The organism is Pseudoalteromonas sp. TB64 (genome assembly GCF_000498095.1).
Classification (GTDB): domain Bacteria; phylum Pseudomonadota; class Gammaproteobacteria; order Enterobacterales; family Alteromonadaceae; genus Pseudoalteromonas.
Genome location: NZ_AUTQ01000036.1, coordinates 1 through 4,960, shown reverse-complemented (window position 1 = coordinate 4,960; position 4,960 = coordinate 1). Strand labels below are relative to the sequence as shown.

At 41.2% G+C, this 4,960-nt stretch carries 2 protein-coding genes; both read left to right on the top strand.

Annotated elements, in window-relative coordinates; all coding sequences use genetic code 11:
- Positions 1 to 3,417 (top strand): glutamate synthase large subunit (gltB, locus tag L647_RS0101155; protein ID WP_024609575.1); only part of this gene is annotated, 3,417 nt, incomplete at its 5' end.
- 9 nt (positions 3,418 to 3,426) lie between these two features.
- Positions 3,427 to 4,842 carry an FAD-dependent oxidoreductase gene (locus L647_RS0101150; protein ID WP_024609574.1) on the top strand — a complete coding sequence of 472 codons (1,416 nt, stop codon included), beginning with the start codon at positions 3,427 to 3,429 and terminating at the stop codon, positions 4,840 to 4,842.
- The last annotated feature ends 118 nt before the right edge of the window (positions 4,843 to 4,960 follow it).

The window sequence follows — 4,960 nt, the reverse complement described above, 5'->3', positions numbered from 1 at the left end:
GCTTGTAACCTAGACCGTAACGGACTTCGTCCGGCGCGCTATGTAATTACACAAGATGGTTTTATTACACTCGCATCAGAAGTGGGTATTTGGGATTACACCGCCGATGAAGTTGTAGAAAAAGGTCGTGTAGGACCTGGTGAGCTTTTAGTAATCGATACTAAGCTTGGCAAAATTTGGCACTCTGACGAAATCGATCAAGATTTGAAATCTCGCCATCCTTATAAATCATGGCTTGAAGAAAATGTTAAACGTTTAGTTCCATTTGAAGAACTTACTGAGCAAGACGCCGGTAATCGCTCTTTTGATGATGAAACGTTGGTTAAGTACCAAAAAATGTTTGGCTATACCAACGAAGAACTCGATAGCGTTATTCGTGTAATGGGTGAAAATGGTCAAGAAGCAACTGGCTCAATGGGTGATGACACGCCATTTGCAGTGCTTAGTGAAGGGCACCGTTCGCTTTACGACTATTTCCGTCAAAAATTTGCGCAAGTAACCAATCCACCGATCGATCCATTGCGTGAAAATCACGTGATGTCACTTGCTACCTGTATTGGTAGTGAGCAAAACGTATTCAATGAAACAACAGGTCATGCTAAGCGTTTACAGTTTGATACACCTATTTTAATGTACGCAGACATGCAGCAGTTACTTAATGCTGATGAAGCGCATTACAGCTACTGTAAAATTGATATTACCTATACAGTTGAAGAAGGCTTAGAAAACGCGGTTACGCGTATTTGTGACCAAGCTCAAGAAAAAGCAGCCGCTGGTTGTATCATGCTTATTTTAACAGACCGTAATTTTGATGAAACGAATTTACCAATCCCTGCGGCAATGGCTGTAGGCGCTGTACAAAATCGTCTTGTAGATAACAATTTACGTTGTGAATCAAATATTATTATTGAAACAGCGAGTGTGCGCGATGCGCATCAATTTGCTGTGTTACTAGGTTTTGGTGCAACAGCAATTTATCCGTATCTTGCTTATGAATCACTTGTAGCAATGAGCGATAACAAAATTATTGATAAGTCGTACTGCGAGGTAACTCTTGCGTACCGTAAAGCTATCAATAAAGGCTTGTATAAAATTATGTCTAAGATGGGCATAAGTACCGTTGCATCTTATCGTTGTTCAATGTTGTTTGAAGCCGTTGGCCTATCTGATGCTATTGTTGAAATGTGCTTCAAAGGTGTTGCAAGTCGAATTAAAGGCGCTTGCTTTACAGATTTTGATGACGATCAACAAAGCTTACACAAACTTGCTTTAAGTAAGCGTAAATTATTAAGCCACGGCGGCTTGTTTAAGTACGTACATGGTGGCGAGTACCATGCTTATAATCCTGATGTAATCCAAACTCTGCAAAAAGCAGTTCGTTCTGGTGAATACAGTGATTACAGTGAATATGCAAAACTTGTTAATACGCGTCCTATTGCCACTTTACGTGACATGCTTGCGCTTAAAATTCCAGAGCAAGGCATTAGCATCGATGATGTAGAGCCTGCAGAAAACCTATATAAGCGTTTCGATTCAGCAGCAATGAGTATTGGTGCATTATCGCCAGAAGCTCATGAAGCACTGGCAATTGCAATGAATCGCTTAGGCGGTTGTTCAAACTCAGGTGAAGGTGGTGAAGATAAACTTCGTTATGGTACCGAGAAAAACTCGCGTATTAAACAAGTTGCTTCAGGTCGATTTGGCGTAACGCCGCATTACTTACGTAGTGCCGATGTTATTCAAATTAAAGTAGCGCAAGGTGCAAAACCAGGCGAAGGCGGTCAATTACCGGGTGAAAAAGTAACCCCATACATTGCTAAACTTCGTTATTCGGTTCCCGGTGTTACGTTAATTTCGCCACCACCACATCACGATATTTATTCAATTGAAGATTTAGCACAGCTGATTTTCGATTTAAAACAAGTAAACCCTAAAGCGCTAATTTCTGTGAAACTGGTTTCAGAGCCCGGTGTAGGAACAATTGCAACAGGTGTTGCTAAAGCATATGCCGATTTAATTACGATTTCTGGCTATGATGGCGGCACAGGTGCAAGCCCACTTACTTCGGTTAAGTATGCTGGTAGTCCATGGGAACTTGGTTTAGCCGAAACGCAGCAAGCCCTTGTTGAAAACGGACTACGTCATCGTATTCGTTTACAAACAGATGGTGGCTTAAAAACAGGTTTAGATATAATTAAAGCGGCAATTTTAGGTGCAGAAAGCTTTGGCTTTGGTACAGGTCCAATGGTTGCGCTTGGTTGTAAATACTTACGTATTTGCCACTTAAATAACTGTGCGACCGGTGTTGCAACACAAGATGAAACGTTGCGCCAAAAGCATTACCACGGCTTACCAGAAATGGCGATGAACTACTTTAAGTTTATAGCGCAAGAAGCACGTGAAATCATGGCAAGCTTAGGTGTTGTAAACTTAACTGATTTAATCGGTCGTTTAGATTTACTAGAAGCAATTGAAGGCAAAACAGCAAAACAGAAGAAAATTGATTTATCGTCTGTTTTAGCTCAACCAAATAACCCAACGGGTGAAACACTTTATTGCAGTACACCAAATAGCTCGCATTACTTAGGTAAGTTAAACGAAAGTTTGCTTGCTAAAGCACAAGAGGCAATCGACACATCAAGCGGTATTTCGCTTGTGAGTCGTATTTGCAATACCGACAGATCGGTAGGTGCAATGCTTTCTGGTTATATTGCTGATAAACATGGCAACCAAGGTATGGCAGCTGATCCTGTAGCAATTGAACTACACGGTACTGCAGGTCAATCATTTGGTGTGTGGAATGCGGGTGGTCTTGAAATGACACTAGTAGGCGATGCTAACGATTACGTAGGCAAAGGTATGGCGGGTGGTAAGTTAGTTATTCGTCCACCATTGGGTTCATCGTTCGAAAGCCATAAGGCTACTATTGCTGGTAATACATGTTTGTATGGTGCTACGGGTGGGAAGCTATTTGCAGCAGGTTGTGCTGGTGAGCGCTTTGCGGTTCGTAACTCTGGCGTGCAAGCGGTTGTAGAGGGTGTTGGCGATAATGGTTGTGAATACATGACTGGCGGCGTTGTGTGTGTACTGGGTAATGTAGGCGTTAATTTTGGCGCAGGTATGACCGGTGGTTTTGCTTATATTTTAGATGAGCGAAACGATTTTGAAAAACGCATTAACCCAGAGCTTGTTGAAATAGTAACGCTAGACGAATTAACATCGCATCAAGAGCATTTACGTGGATTAATAGCTGAGCATTTAGAGCTTACCGGTTCATGTAGAGCAGAAAGTATTTTAGCTAACTTTGAATTGTATTTACCTATGTTTAAATTAGTTAAGCCAATTTCAAGTGATGTAAAAAGTTTACTCGGGCATCGCGCTCGCAGTAGCGCTGAACTACGTGTTCAAGCGCAATAAGGGGGAAGTATGAGCGAAAATGTATATCAATTTATAGACGTGCAGCGTGTAGACCCACGCAAAAAACCAATATCGTCGCGTAAAAAATCTTTCGTGGAAATTTACGAACCCTTTTCAGAGAATCAGGTTAACTCGCAAGCAGACCGTTGTTTAGATTGTGGTAACCCTTACTGTGAATGGAAATGCCCAGTGCATAACTACATTCCACAATGGTTAAAGTTAATACGTACGGGCCGTATTATAGAGGCGGCTGAGCTTTCTCATCGTACAAATAGTTTACCAGAAGTGTGTGGGCGTGTTTGCCCGCAAGACCGCCTGTGTGAAGGTTCGTGTACATTAGATGAAGAATTTGGTGCTGTAACAATTGGTAATATTGAGAAGTATATTACCGATGAAGCATTTAAAATGGGCTGGAAGCCTGATATGTCTTATGTAACATGGACTGATAAAAAAGTAGCTATTATTGGTGCCGGTCCTGCAGGCTTAGGTTGTGCAGATATTTTAGTACGCAATGGTGTTAAACCAGTGGTATTTGATCGCCACCCAGAAATAGGTGGACTACTAACGTTTGGTATTCCTTCTTTTAAACTTGAAAAATCAGTAATGCAAAAGCGTCGCGAAATTTTCACTGAAATGGGCGTAGACTTTAAGCTAAATGTTGAAGTTGGTGTTGATATTACGCTTGAACAAATTTTAGCTGATTATGACGCGGTGTTTTTAGGGGTTGGTACATATCAGAGTATGCGTGCGGGTCTTGAAAATGAAGATGCGCCAGGTGTTCACGATGCACTGCCGTTTTTGATTGGTAATACAAACCGTGTAATGGGTTACGACGAGACAAAACAACCTTGTATTGATATGGCTAATCAAAAAGTAGTTGTACTTGGTGGTGGTGATACAGCAATGGACTGTGTGCGTACATCTATTCGACAAAATGCTGCAAAAGTAACGTGTGCATATCGTCGTGATAAAGAAAATATGCCAGGCTCTAAACGCGAAGTTAAAAACGCGAAAGAAGAGGGTGTAATCTTTACTTACAATGTTCAGCCTAAAGGCATTGTACTGAACGAAAATGGTAAAGTAACTGGCGTTAAAATGGTGAAAACTAAATTAGGTGAGCCTGATGCAAAAGGCCGAAGCCGCGCTGAAGAAGTACCTGGTTCAGAGCATGTAATTGAAGCCGATCAAGTTATAATGGCGTTTGGTTTTCAGCCTCATAAAATGGATTGGTTAGAAAAGTATGATGTAGAAATAAACCACTGGGGTGGTATTAATGCTCCAGAGCAAGGTGAGTTTACACATCAGACTACTAACCCGAAAATATTTGCTGGTGGCGATATAGTGCGAGGCTCGGATTTAGTGGTAACTGCTATTTTTGAGGGGCGTAATGCCGCAGAAGGTATTATGGATTACCTTAAAGTTTAATCACTTTTTTTAAGAATATTAAAGCAAGCCTTTGGGCTTAATGCCGATCAGTTAAGAAATATTTAACGATCCATTGACCGATCTTCTGGTTAGTTTATAAAGGCTTCTGAATTTATTC

What these genes read in the sequence shown, in the direction of transcription:
- L647_RS0101150 (WP_024609574.1), top strand. Translation starts at nt 3,427, where the DNA reads ATGAGCGAAAATGTATATCAATTTATAGACGTGCAGCGTGTAGACCCA.